At 71.0% G+C, this 13,374-nt stretch carries 14 protein-coding genes; 9 read left to right on the forward strand and 5 right to left on the reverse strand.

Annotation, left to right across the window (positions count from 1 at the left end; all coding sequences use genetic code 11):
* The first annotated feature begins 6 nt into the window (after positions 1 to 6).
* Positions 7 to 894, forward strand: a complete 888-nt coding sequence (locus tag K8638_RS07800) for a DUF4129 domain-containing protein (RefSeq protein WP_223753801.1) — start codon at positions 7 to 9, stop codon at positions 892 to 894.
* Complete coding sequence (locus K8638_RS07805; RefSeq protein ID WP_223753802.1) at positions 891 to 2,048, forward strand: DUF4350 domain-containing protein; 1,158 nt, start codon at positions 891 to 893, stop codon at positions 2,046 to 2,048. The genes K8638_RS07800 and K8638_RS07805 overlap by 4 nt, the downstream gene beginning before the upstream one ends.
* Here K8638_RS07805 and exoP read toward each other — a convergent pair.
* From exoP to exoL, 5 genes are all read right to left on the reverse strand, one after another.
* Positions 2,045 to 3,247 carry a spore coat polysaccharide biosynthesis glycosyltransferase ExoP gene (gene exoP / locus K8638_RS07810; protein ID WP_223753803.1) on the reverse strand — a complete coding sequence of 401 codons (1,203 nt, stop codon included), beginning with the start codon at positions 3,245 to 3,247 and terminating at the stop codon, positions 2,045 to 2,047. The genes K8638_RS07805 and exoP overlap by 4 nt on opposite strands.
* Entirely contained in the window at positions 3,234 to 4,340 is a 1,107-nt protein-coding gene (locus K8638_RS07815) for a glycosyltransferase family 4 protein (RefSeq protein ID WP_223753804.1), read from the reverse strand. Before K8638_RS07815 ends, exoP begins: the two co-directional genes overlap by 14 nt.
* Before the next feature lie 12 nt (positions 4,341 to 4,352).
* A complete protein-coding gene (locus K8638_RS07820; RefSeq protein WP_223753805.1) occupies positions 4,353 to 4,874 on the reverse strand; it encodes a serine O-acetyltransferase in 522 nt (173 codons plus the stop codon).
* A gap of 93 nt (positions 4,875 to 4,967) precedes the next feature.
* Positions 4,968 to 6,488, reverse strand: coding sequence for a spore coat polysaccharide flippase ExoM (exoM, locus tag K8638_RS07825; RefSeq protein WP_223753806.1), 1,521 nt, complete (start codon positions 6,486 to 6,488; stop codon positions 4,968 to 4,970).
* A complete protein-coding gene (gene exoL, locus K8638_RS07830) occupies positions 6,485 to 7,648 on the reverse strand; it encodes a spore coat polysaccharide deacetylase ExoL (RefSeq protein ID WP_223754070.1) in 1,164 nt (387 codons plus the stop codon). Before exoL ends, exoM begins: the two co-directional genes overlap by 4 nt.
* A gap of 398 nt (positions 7,649 to 8,046) precedes the next feature.
* On the opposite strand from exoL, the gene ccmA reads away from it, so the two are divergent.
* The 7 genes from ccmA to K8638_RS07865 are packed head-to-tail and all read left to right on the forward strand — an operon-like array spanning position 8,047 to position 13,366.
* Positions 8,047 to 8,703 (forward strand): heme ABC exporter ATP-binding protein CcmA, encoded by a 657-nt coding sequence (ccmA, locus tag K8638_RS07835; protein WP_223753807.1) that lies wholly within the window; start codon positions 8,047 to 8,049, stop codon positions 8,701 to 8,703.
* Positions 8,700 to 9,407: a heme exporter protein CcmB gene (locus tag K8638_RS07840; RefSeq protein ID WP_223753808.1), complete on the forward strand. Its 708-nt coding sequence runs from the start codon at positions 8,700 to 8,702 to the stop codon at positions 9,405 to 9,407. The genes ccmA and K8638_RS07840 overlap by 4 nt, the downstream gene beginning before the upstream one ends.
* Before the next feature lie 3 nt (positions 9,408 to 9,410).
* On the forward strand, positions 9,411 to 10,124 hold the full coding sequence (gene ccsA, locus K8638_RS07845) for a cytochrome c biogenesis protein CcsA (protein ID WP_223753809.1): 714 nt from the start codon (positions 9,411 to 9,413) through the stop codon (positions 10,122 to 10,124).
* 2 nt (positions 10,125 to 10,126) lie between these two features.
* The gene (locus K8638_RS07850) at positions 10,127 to 10,297 is read left to right on the forward strand and encodes a hypothetical protein (RefSeq protein ID WP_223753810.1); all 171 of its coding nucleotides are present in this window, start codon (positions 10,127 to 10,129) and stop codon (positions 10,295 to 10,297) included.
* Positions 10,298 to 10,302: 5 nt separating this feature from the next.
* Complete coding sequence (locus K8638_RS07855) at positions 10,303 to 10,791, forward strand: cytochrome c maturation protein CcmE (protein ID WP_223753811.1); 489 nt, start codon at positions 10,303 to 10,305, stop codon at positions 10,789 to 10,791.
* Positions 10,788 to 12,812, forward strand: a complete 2,025-nt coding sequence (locus tag K8638_RS07860; protein ID WP_223753812.1) for a heme lyase CcmF/NrfE family subunit — start codon at positions 10,788 to 10,790, stop codon at positions 12,810 to 12,812. Before K8638_RS07855 ends, K8638_RS07860 begins: the two co-directional genes overlap by 4 nt.
* Positions 12,812 to 13,366 (forward strand): redoxin domain-containing protein, encoded by a 555-nt coding sequence (locus tag K8638_RS07865; RefSeq protein WP_223754071.1) that lies wholly within the window; start codon positions 12,812 to 12,814, stop codon positions 13,364 to 13,366. Before K8638_RS07860 ends, K8638_RS07865 begins: the two co-directional genes overlap by 1 nt.
* Positions 13,367 to 13,374 lie beyond the last annotated feature (8 nt).

The following is a 13,374-nucleotide window of genomic DNA, read 5'->3' on the forward strand; positions in this document are numbered from 1 at the left end:
GACTCCGTGCCTGGCCTGTCCCTGTTGATGTTGCTGGCCGCCCTGCCCTGCGCCGAGCGCGAGTCCACCACGCGGCTGCTGGAGGAGACGGCGGAGGCACGCCCCGCGGAGCTCCCCGCGATGGTGGAAGGGCTGTCCGCTCGCCTGGGCGGCATGCCGCTGCCTCCCGCCGCCAGGGACGCCTCCGCGCCCGAGCGCGCGAAGCAACTGGCCACCTTCCTCGAACACTCCTGCGCGCTCCAGGAGGCGGCCGAGAAGGCCACCGCGGCGCCGCCCATGAGTGAGCCGGAGCGGCTGAAGGCCATCCTCGACCGGCCGGAGTTCGCCCGCGCGCGCCAGCGCCATGGAGACGTGGTGAAACGGCTGATGCGCGAGCTGGAGGCGTGGCTGGAGAGCCTCTTCGAGTCGAGCGAGGCCCAGGGCTTCGCGGTGGCCACGCGCGCGGTGATGCTGGGACTGGCCCTGGCCGTGGTGCTGTGGGGCGTGCTGAAGCTGAGCAGGCGCCGCGGCCTGAAGACCGCGAGTCCCGGCGCGCTGGCCCTGACCGAAGCGCCACTGGTGCTGGACTCGCCGGGCGAGCATCTGCGGCGCGCGCGGGAAGCGCTGGCGGCCGACGCGCGAGAGGCCATCCGCGAAGGGCTGCTGGGCCTGCTGTCCGCGCTGGAGCAGAAGCGGCTGGCGCGGCCGGACCGGGTGAAGACGAACCGCGAGCTGGCGGCGGAGCTGCCGGGCCGGGGCGCGCCCGCGCCGGTGGTGAGCGAGGTGGAGCGGCTGGTGGGCTGGTATGACCGGGCCTTCTACTCGCTGGCCCCGGTGCCGGCGGACGAGGCGGCGCGCTTCGTCGCGGCCGTGGAGCACCTGAACGGCACGCTGGCGGTGGAGGGCTCGCGGTGAAGAACCTCCGGACCGCGCTCGTCTTCGGCGTGCTCATCTCACTGGCCCTGGCGGTGGGACTCGCCACGCGCGAGGAGGCACCCGAGTCCGTGGTGCCCACCGTGGAGAACACCGGTCCCCAGGGAGCCAGGGCGCTCTACCTCTACCTGCGCGAGGGCGGGCGGGCCGTCGACGCGCACACCGCCTCGCTGGAGTCACTCTCCCCGGCCACGCGCACCGTGGTGCTGGCGGCGCCCAGGGGCCAACCGGTGTCGGAGGACGAGGTGTCCTCGCTGGAGCGCTTCGTCCGGGGCGGCGGCACGCTGGTGTACCTGTCCCCGCGTGAGCTGGGGCAGCACCAGGCGGCGCTGGAGGACTGGCTGCGGCTGGAGGCGGGCCCGCTGATGCCGGCGAGCAGCCGCGGTCTGGACTCGAATCTCGCGGACGCGGGGGGCACCACGGTGGACGTGTGGATTCCCGCCGGGCCGCTGCGGGGCCTCACCGGGTTGCGGGTGTCGCGAGACAGGGGCGTGCGCATGGGCCATGAGGACGCCGTGCCCCTGGCGGGCCTGGGCGGCGCGGCGGCGGTGTGGCGCTGGCCGCTCGGCTCCGGCGAGGTGTACGTGCTCGCGGGCGCGGACCTGGCGGAGAACCGGCGCATGGAGCTGCTGGACAACCTGCGCTTCTGGGACGCGCTCTCGGCGCGGGGGCCGCTGCTGTTCGACGAGTTCCACCACCAGCTCGCGCCACCGCCGCCCCTGTCGCGCGGAATCTGGGTCTTCGTGGCGCAGGTGCTGGCGGTGGGACTGCTCTACACCGTGTCCCGGGGCACCCGCTTCGGTGCGCCCCGCCCGCTGCGCGTGGAGCGGCACCGCTCGGCGCTGGAGTACGTGCGCAGCATGGGCTGGCTGATGCGCCGCGCGAAGGTGGAGCGCGAGCTGCTCCCCGAGCTGGACCGCTCCCTGCGCCAGCTCATGCAGGAGCGGCTGGGCATCCCCCTCTCGCTGGCGGACGCGGATGCCGCCCGCCTGATGGAGCGAGGGGGAACGGACTACCTGGAGGCCAAGGCGGACCTCGCGCGGACGCACGCGCAGCCGGCCATCCGTCCGGCCGACTACGCGCGCGTGGCCCGCCGCTACGCGCAACTGGAACGCCTCGTGACGGGCCGCACCTAGAGCTGCTTCCCGGCCGCCGTCATCGCGACGCCCACGTGGTGGCGGATCTCCTCGACGCGAGCGTCCCAGCTCTCGCTGAAGATCTTCTCCGCGCGCTCGCGGCTGGGCCCGGGCCCTTCCGCGAGGCACTCATCCACCTTGCGCACGAAGTCCCCGGTGTCCGAGGCAATCTTGCACAGCCCCACCTTGCGGACCTCGGGCAGGTCCGTGGACACCACCGGCAGGCCCGCGGCGAGGTACTCGCGCACCTTCAGCGGGTTGGCGTTCAGCGTCAGCTCGCTGACCTTGAAGGGCATCAGCGCCACGTCGAAGGCCTTGCTGTAGCCGGGCAGGTCCGCGTACGGCTTGCGGCCTGGCATGTGGATGTTGGGCTCCCGGCGCAGGGCCGAGTCGTCGCAGTCCGGCGTCGTCTTGCCGATGATGACCACCGAGCCCTCAGGGTGGGCACGGGCCGTGGCGATGAGGGCCTCCTGGTCCACCCAGTCCGCCACCAGCCCGAAGAAGCCGATGATGGGCCTGGGCAGGTTCGCGATGTCCGCGGGAATGGGCGTGGCCGCGTCGCACGCCTTCACGAAGTGCGTGAAGTCCGTGCCGTGCCGCACCAGCACCGTGCGCGGGTTGAGCTTCGACTTGTTGTCCCGCAGCCGCTCGGCGGAGGTGATGCAGAGGTCCGCGCGGCGCAGCAGGCGCGCCTCCAGCTCCGCGATGTGGCGGCCGTTGGTGTCGCTGAAGGCGGAGAACTCGTCCACGCAGTGGTAGACGACGAAGTCCTCGCCCAGGGTGCCGGACACCGGCGCGGACGCGGGCAGGAAGCTCCAGGAGATGGGCCTCTTGAAGTTCAGCTGCTTCATGGCCCGCAGCACCTGGAGCCGCAGCAGGTGCCGGTTGGCGTTGCGCGCCAGCTCCGAGCCGTAGAAGGGAATCGCCAGCGGCGACAGCACGAAGAGGTTGGGCTCCACCTCCTGGATGCCCTGGGTGAACTTCTCCAGCTTGCCGAGGATGCGCTTCGCGTCGTGCGCGTTGGCGCGCGGCGCGCGGTTGCCGATGCTGTTCACCCAGAGGATGCGGTTCTCCCGGGAGAGGATCCGCATGATGTGGACCTTGGACAGCGGGTCCCCATCCCAGTCGTTGGAGAACACCACCAGGTCACGCCCGCGGAGCGCCCGGCGCGCCAGGTCCATGTCATCACTGCGCCGCATGTCTCGTCTCTCCTGTGTCGAGTCCTTCTTCGTGTGACTTCCTGGAATGAGTCGCCGCGTCCGGCGCCCCGCCGGCCAGCTCCGAGTAGAGCGCGAGCAGGTCCGGCCCCACGTCCACCGGCGGATGGAGCGCCGGCCCCGCCGCCACGGCCTCGCACACGCTCCGGGCCAGGTCCCGCGCATCACCCGCCGCGAACACCCGCGTCCCCTCGGGCCGGGGGCACACGTCGCTCGCCACGCACGGCACCCCCAGGGCCAGCGCCTCGCGGACGGAGATGGAATCCCCGTCATGCGTGGTGGGCCGGAGGAAGGCGTCGCTGCGCGCAATCAGCCCGAGCGCCGCGGAGTGCTCCAGCTCCCCGAGGACCTCCAGGTTCCCCGCCACGTGCAGCTCGCGGACGTCGCGCAGGAACGCCTCCGAGTCCGTCCCCGGCCCGAACAGGGCGAGCCCCACGTCCGGGTACGCCTCCGCCAGCAGCCGCAGTGCGCGGAACGCGAGCTTCCGCCCGTACACGGGCGAGGGGTGGTGCGCCATGGCCAGCAGCGGCTTGCGCCGGGCGCGCGCCGCCTCCACCACGGGAGGCACCCCTCCTGGCCGCACCTGCGAGGCGCAGAAGGCCGGGTGGACGACGACCTTCTCCCCGGGCACACCGCACTTCACCAGCGCGTCCCGCACCGCGCCGGACACGGCCACCACGCGCGCGTAGCCGGCCAGCACCACGCGAGCGAAGTTGCGGCGGGCTCCAGAGGCCGCCAGGTAGTCCGGAAGCAGCCCCGAGTGGAGGGTGATGACGCGGGATGACCGGAAGCCCGGCATCCCGCCCACCATTCCCGCCAGCACCCAGGACTTCGGGTTGTTGCCGCTGGTGTGGACGTGCACCGTCCACCCCGAGGAGATGAACCCCGCCAGCCGGAGGCCGAAGTGGGTGGGGCTTCGCACCGGGAGGACGTCCGGAGCCGGCCGGCCGCCCTTCCCGATGTCCAGCACCTTTGCTTCGACCCCACAGCCGCGCAGGTAACCGTGTAGCTGCTGTACGTGGATGGCCACACCGCCGTACGGAGGCGGGTAGTCCCCGACGAGGAGCACTCTCATGGCGCCTCCCACCTACTGCCGCAGGGATGATGTCGCGGGAGGCACGGGCGTCAGCCGTGCGCGCTGGGGCAGCAGCCCCATCTCCCGCTCGTAGGTCGTGAGCGGATCCGGATCCTGGCGGATGACCCTCGCCGGCACGCCGGCCACCACCGTGCCTGGAGCCACGTCCTTCAGCACCACCGCATTGGCGCCAATCACGGCGAAGTCACCGATGCGGATGTTGCCGAGAATCTTCGCCCCCGCCCCGATACGCACGTAGTCACCGATGACGGGCGCGCCCTCCAGCCCCGAGCGCCCGCCGATGGTCACCTGCTGCGAGATGAGGCAGTGATTCCCTATCTTCGCCGCCTTGTGGATGACCACGCCGATGCCGCCGTAGCCGAGCTGCGTCCCCTCGCCAATCTCGGCGTCCTCGGGGATGTATGAGCTGTGCAGATGGTAGATGGCCTTGCGCAGGAGGGCTGGCAGCAGGGGAACTCCCCGCTTCTTCAGCCCGCGCGCGAGCCGGTAGAACGTCATCGCGTCGACACCCATCACGCCTCCCTCACCCCGTTTCCCCGACGGCCAGGAAACTAGGTACCCACCCGTGGGGACGGAAGTGCCCCCCACGCGTCTACTTCCCGACGCTCACCCCTCCCTGCGCGGACGCAGCGCCGCGAGGAGGCGCAGCGGACGCACCCCCGTGGCGTACAGCGCCGCCACGTAGGCCATGACGAACAGCACCCCGGCCGACGCCAGCGGCAGCACGCGCCACAGGAAGCCCTCCGGCAGGTGGCCGAAGGCCCCTTCCGCCGCGGCCCTCAGGAGGAAGACGCCCACCGCCGCGGCGCCCGCGGCCAGCGAGGCCCTGCCCAGCTCCCGCCAGGGAATCACGTCCACCACCCCCAGCCGAAGCCGGGACGTGGACAGCGCCGCCGGCACCCGCGCCAGCAGCATCGCCTTGCCCACCACCTCCGCCACCGCCCACGCGCCGATGCCTCCCATCAGCCCCAGGTGCCTCACGCCCAGCCAGACGAGCGGCACCGTCACCGCCGCCTTCACCGCGTACGAGGCGAAGATGGCGCGCGTCTGCCCCCGGGCGCGCAGCGTCCCGTCCATGGGCAGGATGGACAGCACCACGCCCAGCACGCTCACGCGGAAGACGGGCACCGCGGGCAGGAACTTCTCGCCGAACATCGCCGCGATGAACTCCGGCGCCGCCGCGAAGAGGAAGGCCGCGAAGGGCAGGAAGACATAGGCCAGCTTCCCCGAGGCCTCGCGGAAGGCCACCACGCCCTCCTCCTCGCGGCCCTCGTGCTCCAGCTCGCCCAGGCGCACCATCAACACCTCGCTGGTGGGCGTGTAGAGCAGGTCCACCACCGGGAGCTGGAAGCAGCCCACGCGGTACAGCGCATAGAGCGCCGGCGCCACCGTGCCCGCCACCGCGTACAGGTGCGCGTTCTGCTGCGGAATGGCCAGCAACATCGCCGCGCCGAAGGGCGCCGCGTAGGCCAGTTGCTCGCGGAAGAGCGCGCGGCTCACCAGCGGGCCGGTGAGGCCGCGCAGCGACACCGCCCAGGTGGCCACGTAGCGCAGCGCCGCGAAGGCGGCCACCGCCACCATCATCCCGTACAGGGACGCGCCCAGCAGCGGCGGCACCACCATCACCGCCGCGCGCGCGGCGTCGGACACCAGGTAGACGGCCGCGGACGCGCGCGTGCGCCCCTGCGCGGTGAGGGAGACCTCCAGCGGGAAGCTCCCCAGCAGGAAGGCGGTGTACGCGGCCAGCGGCAGCCGGTACTCCGCCAGCGCCGGGTTGGAGAACCACCCCGCCACGTACCCCAGCAGGCCCCACACGGCCGCGGCACCCACGAGGCCCGCGGCGGACATGAACAGCAGCGTCTGCCCCAGGTACGGCCGCTTCGCCTCCGCGCGGGGCAGGAAGTAGTAGAGGCTCTGCACCACGCCGAACGGCAGGACGTAGTAGAGCGTCGTGGCGATGAGGAAGAGCTGGTAGTACGTGCCGTACTCGTCCAGGTGCAGCACCCGGGCGAGCACGAGGGGAATGGACAGCGTCAGCCCGGCGGTGAACAGCCGGGCCAGCACCAGGGGGCCGGCGCGGCCGAGGAACGAATCCCCGGACGCGGCCGGCGTGGGACTTCCGCTCACGGAACCTCCTTCACCGCCGACGCCGCCTCCGCGCTCATCACGTTCGCCGACACCACGGAGCGGGAGGCCTCCGAGCGCTGGACGGCCGGGCCCACCACCGCCTCGTTTCCCCTCGCGCCGGCGCGCAGCTGGTGGGGGCGCTTGCCCGGCACCGGGTGGCTCATGCCCAGCACCCCGAAGCAGTCGTCGAGCTGACAGCCGGTGAGGGCCGACGAGTAATCCCCCGTCATGCCCAGGCTGAAGTTCTCCCACAGCACCTTGCGCTTGAGGGTGAACGGGTCGCCGCCGATGCGGTTGGGGAAGTCCTCCGTGGTGACGCCCGAGCGGAAGCCGTTGGACGACAGCACGCGGATGATTTCGTCCGAGTACCAGCCATTGCAGTAGGCGAAATCTCGGACGGTGATGCCCACCTCGCGCTCGATGGTGCGCTTGGACTCGAGAATCTCCCGCTCCACGACTTCCGTCGGCTCCAGCGTCAGCACCGTGTGGCCCAGCGTGTGCGCGCCGAACTCGAAGCCGTCGCGCGCCATGCGGCGCACCTCGTCCCAGTTCATGATGTCGCCCTGCTCCGGCACCAGGTCCTTGCCGCCGCCCAGCTGCTGCTCCAGCGCGTCGATGATGTCCGTCAGCACGCACGTCGGGTGCTCGCCGATGAAGTCGTCCAGCGCGGCCGACACCGTCTTCTGTCCGGAGAGGATGGGCCCGAGCAGCTCCAGCGACGGCGCGGGCAACGTGTCGTACACCGGCCGGTAGTGCCGCTCCTGGGCCCGGCGCAGCAGGTGGAAGAGCCGGTCGTGGTTGAAGCGCCTGTCGGTGCCGATGAAGGCCGTGGGCAGATAGATGATGGCCGGCACGCCCATCTGCTTGAGGATCGGCCGGGCATGCCGGTACACGTCCCGATAGCCGTCGTCGAAGGTGACGACACACAGGTCCTTCTTCGCGACGCGGCGTCCGGCCATGACGTCCACCGCGTCCCCCATGGAGGCCAGCTCGAAGCCCGCCGCCTGGGCCTCCTCCAGGTGACGCCGGAATGTCTCCTGGGAGATGAGCAGCCCGGGGATGGAGCGCTGCAGTTCCCCCGTGAAGTCACTCACCACGCGGTGGTAGCTGACGATGAGGATGCGCCGCCCCCCGGACTGCGAACGCCGGTATGCCGCCATCGCCCTTCGCAGCCCGCTGTAGTGCATCACCCCCGCCGCCGCTGCCTTGACCGCCCTGCGTAGCACCTTGCCCGTCGCCATCACGCCCTCCGCGCGGAGGAGACCCCTCTCGCCCGCCTCCTCCCCTGAGGAGAACCCTCGCCGCGCATGTGCAGGGGGAATGCCATTCCGAGGGTAGGCACCGATGGGTCCCCGGCGACCGTACGCCCGGCGGGGCCGGGGAGCTGGCGAGCGGTGGACGCTCCCGCCGGTGGAAACCGGACGCACCGTGCGGGCACCTCGGACCCCATTCGTGAGAAAAGCCTTTCCGATCAGGGGCCCGCCCCGTCACCGACCTGCCGTCCGCCCGGGTTTCACTGGTGGACAGTCCCGATTCCAGATACGAATCCGAGCCGCCGATGCCACCCCTCCCCGCCCCCGCGCTCGCGCTGCACGACGTGAGCAAGCGCTATGGGCGCCGCTGGGCCCTGGCGCGTCTCACCTACGCGCTGCCCGCCGGACGCTCCCTCCTGCTCACCGGACACAACGGCTCCGGTAAGACGACCCTGTTGCGCCTCGTGGCCACGGCCCTCAGCCCCACCGCCGGGCGCGTGGAGGTGCTGGGCCGCGACGCCATGGCGGATCGCGAGTCCGTGCGCCGCGACGTGGCGCTGCTGTCCCACGCCAGCTTCCTCTATGAGGACCTCACCGCGCACCAGAACCTCACGGTGCTGGCCCGGCTGCTGGGCATCCCCTCCCCGCAGGACGCCGCCAGCGCGCTGCTCACCCGCGTGGGCCTCACGCAGCGCTCGGACAGCCCGGTGCGCAGCTTCAGCGCCGGCATGCGCAAGCGCCTGGCCATCGCCCGGCTGCTCCTGAAGGCCCCCGCCATTGCCCTGCTGGACGAGCCCTTCGGCGAGCTGGACCCCCAGGGCATCCGCGACATGGAGCGCATCATCGGCGAGCTGAAATCCAGCGGCGTCACCGTGGTCCTCGCCACCCACCTCATCGAGCAGGGGCTGACCCTGTGCGAGGAGCGCCTGCACCTGCAGGACGGACGGGCGGTGGCCGCATGAGCACCACCCCCCCGCGTCCCCGCGCCATCGGCCTCGTCGCGGCCACCCTGGCCCTGCTGCGCAAGGACCTCCTCATCGAGTGGCGCACCCGCGCGCGACTCAACGCCATCATCTTCTTCGCGCTGGCCACGCTGCTGATGTTCTCCTTCGCGCTGGGGCCGGACACGAAGCTGCTGGAGAAGAACGCCGGCGGCTACTTCTGGCTCGCCATCCTCTTCGCCAGCGTGCTCGCCCTGGGCGAGTCCTTCCGCGTGGAGTCGGAGAACGCGTGCATGGACGGCGTGCGGCTCGCCCCCGCGGACGCGCGCGCCATCTTCCTCTCCAAGGCCCTGGGCAACACCCTCCTGCTGACGGCGCTGGGCGCCCTGCTCGTCCCCGTCATGGTGGCCCTCTACGGGGTGCGCATCGTCACCAGTTTCATGGACCTGGGCCTCATCCTCCTGCTCGGCTGCCTGGCCCTCAGTGCCCCGGGCACTGTCTACGCCGCGATTTCCAGCAATGCCCGGGCACGGGACGTGCTGCTCCCTCTGTTATTGTTCCCGCTCGTCATCCCGGCCCTCCTCTCCGCAGCCAAGGCGACGACCCTCGTGCTGCAGGGAGACCCCATGAATCAGTTCAACTCATGGTTGGGACTTTTGGGCGGCTTCAATCTGATTTACTGGGGCGTAGGGTTCGTGCTGTTCCCGCGCATCATCGAGGACTGACGGATGAACAAGTTCATCAAGTGGGGCCTGCTCGTGCTGGCGCTGGGGCTGCTCGGCGCCGGCTGGTGGCTGGGACTGGCCTGGGCGCCGCCGGACCGGGAGATGGGCGACGTGCAGCGCATCATGTACGTCCACGTCCCCCTCCAGTGGATGGCCATGCTGGCCATGTTCATCAACTTCGTGGCGGCGGTCGCCTACCTCTTCAAGGCGAGCTGGAAGCTGGACTCCGCGGCGGAGGCGTCCGCGGAGATTGGCCTGGTGCTGGGCACCGCGGGGATGATTACCGGCGCCATCTGGGGGCGGCCCACGTGGGGCGTGTACTGGTCCTGGGACCCGCGCCTGACGTCGGAAGCCATCATGCTGGTGACCTACACCGGCTACCTCGTCCTGCGGCGCTTCGTGGAGGACCCGGAGAAGCGCGCGACGTGGAGCGCGGTGGTGGCCATCATCGGCGCCATCAACCTGCCCATCGTCTGGTTCTCCGTGCGCTGGTGGCGCAGCCTCCACCAGGTGCAGTCCAGCCCCCGCACCGTGGACCCGGAGATGGTGCTGCCCTTGCGCGTCTCCGCGTTCGGCATGCTCTTCATCACCCTCTTCTTCATGGCGGTGCGCTACCGGCAGGCCCTGGCCGAGCGGCAGGCGGAGGTGGCCCTCCCCGACGCGCTGCCCGGTGACGTGCCCATGAGCGCGTCCCACAACCCCTCGAAGGTGGCCTGAACATGATGACGCTCTCGACGCTGATGCTCCTGGCCCAGGTGGGCAGCGGCCGCATCCAGGGCGGGTGGGGCTATGTCTGGGCCTGCTACGCCATTACGATTGCCACGCTCGCCCTCTACGCCCTGTCCCTCTGGGTTCGCCGTCCCCGGGCCTCGCCCGACGCCAAGGAGTGACCACCATGACGCCCGTCGCCCGTAACCGAATCATCGCCCTGGGGGCCCTGCTCGTGGCAGGCGCCGGTCTGGCCTTCGTGGCCTTCGGCGACATCGGTGAGAACCTCGTCTACTACTGGAGCCCCTCGGAGATGCTGCGCCAGGGGGACAAGGCCTACACGGCCACCATCCGCCTGGGCGGCGTGGTGCAGCCGGGCAGCATCCAGTGGAACGCGGAGCACACCACCCTGCACTTCCGCGTGGCGGACGGCGTCCAGGAGGGCGCGGCCAGCGTGCTGGTGCGCTCCACGGAGACGCCGCCCCAGATGTTCCGCGACAAGATTGGCGTCGTGGTGGAGGGCACCTACGACAAGTCCGGCGTCTTCAGCTCCAACCGGCTGATGGTGAACCACTCCAACGAGTACCGCGCCCCCAAGGAGGGCGAGGACCCGAACAAGTGGCGTGAGACGCTCTCCGACGCCACCACGGCCAGCACGGGCACGGGGGCGAAGTGAACGGCACCGTCGGAAACGGCCTGGTGCTCGGAGGGCTCGCGTTCGCGGCCTTCGGCGCGCTCATTGGCCTGGTGAGCGGGATGCGCCGCAGCGATGCGGGCTACCCGTGGGTGCTGCGCGCCGTGTGGGGCTTCGCCGCCTGCATGATTGGCGCGAACCTCGTCATGGTGAACGCGCTCGTCACGCACGACTTCAGCGTGAAGTACGTGGCGCAGGTGGGCAGCCGGGACACGCCGCTCGTCTACACCGTGGTGTCTCTGTGGAGCGCCCTGGAGGGGTCCATCCTCTTCTGGGGGCTCATCATGGGCAGCTTCATCGCCGCCTTCGCCTTCATCCACCGGCGCGAGCACGCGCGGTACATGCAGCTCGCGCTGGGCACCATGCTGGCGGTGGGCGTCTTCTTCGCCTTCCTCATCGCCGGCCCGGCCAACCCCTGGGGGGCCGTGTCCCCGGTGCCGGCGGACGGCCCCGGCCCCAACCCGCTGCTGCAGAACCACGTGCTGATGATCATCCACCCGCCCATGCTGTACCTGGGCTACGTGGGCATGACGGTGCCCTTCGGCGTGGCCGTCGCGGGCCTCCTGCGCGGGGAGATTGGCGAGGCGTGGATGGCGCCCCTGCGCCGCTGGACGCTGGTGGCGTGGATCTTCCTCTCCATTGGCATCATCCTCGGCGCGTGGTGGGCGTACGCCGTGCTCGGCTGGGGGGGCTACTGGGCGTGGGACCCGGTGGAGAACGCGTCCTTCCTGCCGTGGCTGACGGCGACGGCGTTCATGCACTCCACCATGGTGCAGGAGCGCAAGCGGATGCTGAAGCTGTGGACGCTCAGCCTCGCGCTCGCCTCCTTCGTGCTGACCATTCTCGGCACGTTCATGACGCGCTCGGGCATCTTCAACTCGGTCCACTCCTTCACCCAGTCGGACATCGGCCCCACGTTCCTGGTGTTCCTCGGCATCCTGCTGCTGGTGTGCATCGGCCTGCTGGCCTCGCGCGGCCACCTGCTGGTGCCCGAGGGACAGCTCAGCTCTCCGCTGTCGCGTGAGGCGAGCATCCTGGTGAACAACCTGGTGTTCGTGGCGATTACGTTCACCGTGCTGCTGGGCACCGTCTACCCGCTGGTGTCCGAGGCGGTGCGCGGCGTCCGGGTGAGCGTGGGCGAGCCGTACTTCAACAAGATGGCGGTGCCCGGTGGCATCGCGGTGCTGTTCCTCATGGGCGTGGGCCCGATGCTGCCGTGGGGCACGCCGGACAAGGCGACGCTCAAGCGGCAGTTCATCATCCCCGCGGTGACGGGGCTGGTGGTGACGGCGGCCTGCTATGCCGCGGGCCTGCGTGGCGTCTACCCGCTGCTGACCTTCGGACTGGCGGGCTTCGTCACCCTCATCACCCTGCGCGAGCTGGTGGCGCCGGTGCGCGTCCGCATGTCCGAGCGCAAGGAAGGCCTCTTCACCGCGCTGGTGACGAGCGCCACCAAGGCGCAGCGGCGCTTCGGCGGCTACGTGGTGCACCTGGGCATCGTGCTCATCATCGTCGCGGTGGCGGCGTCGTCCGCGTACGTGAAGCACACGTCCGGCACGGTGAGGAAGGGGCAGAGCCTGGAGCTGGACGGGTACCAGATGAAGTACCTGGGCCTGGTCAGCGGCGAGGAGCCCCACCGCACCTACGTGGCGGCGCGCCTGGAGGTAACGTCCCCCAGCGGCCAGGTGTCCGAGCAGCGGCCGCGCCTGAACTACTACGAGCGCAGCACGGACCCCATCGGCACCCCGGCGGTGCGCGAGACGGCGGCCGAGGACCTCTACATCTCCATGATGGCCTTCTCCGAGCAGGCCGGCACGGCGAGCTTCAACGTCTGGGTCTTCCCGCTGGTGGGGTGGATCTGGTGGAGCATTCCCCTGCTGGTGCTGGGCACGATCATCGCCCTGTGGCCGCGCCGGAAGGCGGTGCTGGCGACGTCGGCGGCGCCGGAGGCCGGCGCGGCGCCTCCGCTGGCGGGCGGTGACGCGGAGCGGGGGGCGGCGTGATGTGGAACTGGCGCTATACCCTGGGCTTCGTGGCCCTCAGCGCGGCGCTGCTCGGGGTCCTCTTCAAGGGCTTCGGGCGCAACCCGCATGAGGTGCCCTTCATGCTGAAGGGCCAGCCGGCTCCGGACTTCGTGCTGCGCGCGCTGGACAGCGGCGAGCGGGTCAGCCTGAAGGACTTGAAGGGCCGCCCGGTGGTCATCAACTTCTGGGCGTCCTGGTGCACGCCGTGCCAGATGGAGCACCCGGTGCTGGAGTGGGGCGCCCGCGAGTTCGGCTCGCAGGCGGTGTTCCTGGGCGTCGTCTTCGAGGACACCGAGGACAACGCGCGCCAGTTCCTCCAGCGGCACGGGGCCAGCTTCCCGCAGCTCATGGACCCGCGCTCGCGCATGGCGGTGGACTACGGCGTGGCGGGAGTGCCGGAGACGTACTTCATCGACCCGCAGGGCATCATCCGGGGCAAGCACGTGGGCCCCATCGACCCGCAGTCGCTGGCCACGCGCATCCGCGAACTGACCGGGAGCGCGCCCTCCGCCCCCGCCGAGGCGGCGCGCTAGCAAGCCTG

The sequence above is a fragment of the Myxococcus sp. RHSTA-1-4 genome (genome assembly GCF_020037125.1).
Classification (GTDB): domain Bacteria; phylum Myxococcota; class Myxococcia; order Myxococcales; family Myxococcaceae; genus Myxococcus.

Bases quoted from the DNA above. Each gene is read 5' to 3' on its own strand.
- K8638_RS07840 (WP_223753808.1), top strand. From the start codon at position 8,700: ATGAGCACCACCCCCCCGCGTCCCCGCGCCATCGGCCTCGTCGCGGCC.
- K8638_RS07820 (WP_223753805.1), bottom strand. From the start codon at position 4,874: ATGGGTGTCGACGCGATGACGTTCTACCGGCTCGCGCGCGGGCTGAAG.
- K8638_RS07865 (WP_223754071.1), top strand. From the start codon at position 12,812: ATGTGGAACTGGCGCTATACCCTGGGCTTCGTGGCCCTCAGCGCGGCG.
- K8638_RS07815 (WP_223753804.1), bottom strand. From the start codon at position 4,340: ATGAGAGTGCTCCTCGTCGGGGACTACCCGCCTCCGTACGGCGGTGTG.
- K8638_RS07855 (WP_223753811.1), top strand. From the start codon at position 10,303: ATGACGCCCGTCGCCCGTAACCGAATCATCGCCCTGGGGGCCCTGCTC.
- ccmA (WP_223753807.1), top strand. From the start codon at position 8,047: ATGCCACCCCTCCCCGCCCCCGCGCTCGCGCTGCACGACGTGAGCAAG.
- K8638_RS07850 (WP_223753810.1), top strand. From the start codon at position 10,127: ATGATGACGCTCTCGACGCTGATGCTCCTGGCCCAGGTGGGCAGCGGC.
- ccsA (WP_223753809.1), top strand. From the start codon at position 9,411: ATGAACAAGTTCATCAAGTGGGGCCTGCTCGTGCTGGCGCTGGGGCTG.
- exoL (WP_223754070.1), bottom strand. From the start codon at position 7,648: ATGGCGGCATACCGGCGTTCGCAGTCCGGGGGGCGGCGCATCCTCATC.
- exoP (WP_223753803.1), bottom strand. From the start codon at position 3,247: ATGCGGCGCAGTGATGACATGGACCTGGCGCGCCGGGCGCTCCGCGGG.